This window comes from Megasphaera sp. UBA4382, assembly GCF_002391155.1.
Classification (GTDB): domain Bacteria; phylum Bacillota; class Negativicutes; order Veillonellales; family Megasphaeraceae; genus Megasphaera; species Megasphaera hexanoica.
This window is the reverse complement of sequence record NZ_DGRS01000068.1, coordinates 1,731-2,743: the sequence shown is the minus strand read 5'-3', so window position 1 is coordinate 2,743 and position 1,013 is coordinate 1,731. Positions and strand designations below refer to the sequence as shown.

Below are 1,013 nucleotides of genomic sequence, written 5' to 3'. Positions count from 1 at the left end.
GACTTTGACGGAGACCAGATGGCCGTGCATCTGCCGCTTTCTGTGGAAGCTCAGGCAGAGGCCCGCCTGATGATGATGTCTGTCAACAATATCCTGGCGCCGAAAGACGGCAAGCCGGTTGCGGTACCGACGCAGGATATGGTGCTGGGCGCCTATTACATGACCATTGAAAAGCCCGGCGCTAAGGGCGAAGGAAACCGTTACAGCAGCCTGCATGAAGCCCTGATGGCTTACTACCATAAATATCTGGACCTGCAGGCCCGGATCAAGATCTTGATTCCCAATAAAGATATCGTAGGCGAGACCCGTACGGAAGGTATGAGCCTGGTCGATACTACTATCGGGAATGCTATGTATAATGAAGCGTTGCCGAAAGAATTACGCTTCTTCAGCAAAAAGAAAGACGAAGAGACCGGTGAAGAGTACTGGCATCTTGGTCAGCTCATCACCAAAAAGGAACTGGGCAAACTGGTTGCCAAAGCCCACAAGATGTATGGTAATCTGGGTACGGCCAACGTGCTGGATATCGTCAAGAAGATGGGGTACGACAATGCCTGCCAGTCCGGTATTTCCATTGCGGTTTCCGATATCCATGTGCCTCAGGGCAAATACGAGATCATCCAGGCTTCCGAAAAACTGGTTGACCGGACGGAAGCTATGTATCGCCGCGGCCTGATGACTGATGACGAACGCTACAAAAAAGTAGTTGATATCTGGAATAAGGCTACGGATGATGTGGCTGAACTGTTGAAAGATGCAAATACTGCAGATAAATTTAATCCAATTGCCATGATGGCGGATTCCGGCGCCCGCGGCAGCATTGACCAGATTAAACAGCTGGCCGGCATGCGCGGACTGATGGCGGATCCTTCCGGTCGTATCATTGACCGTCCTGTAAAGGCGAACTTCCGCGAAGGCCTGACGATTTTGGAATACTTCATTTCCAGTCACGGCGCCCGCAAAGGTCTGGCTGATACCGCGCTGCGTACGGCAGACTCCGGTTACCTGACCCG

Annotated in this window: 1 pseudogene; it reads left to right on the top strand. The window is 52.0% G+C overall.

Annotated features, from left to right (window positions below):
* Window positions 1–1,013: pseudogene (locus B4H10_RS08200) on the top strand (DNA-directed RNA polymerase subunit beta'); the annotation flags it as partial.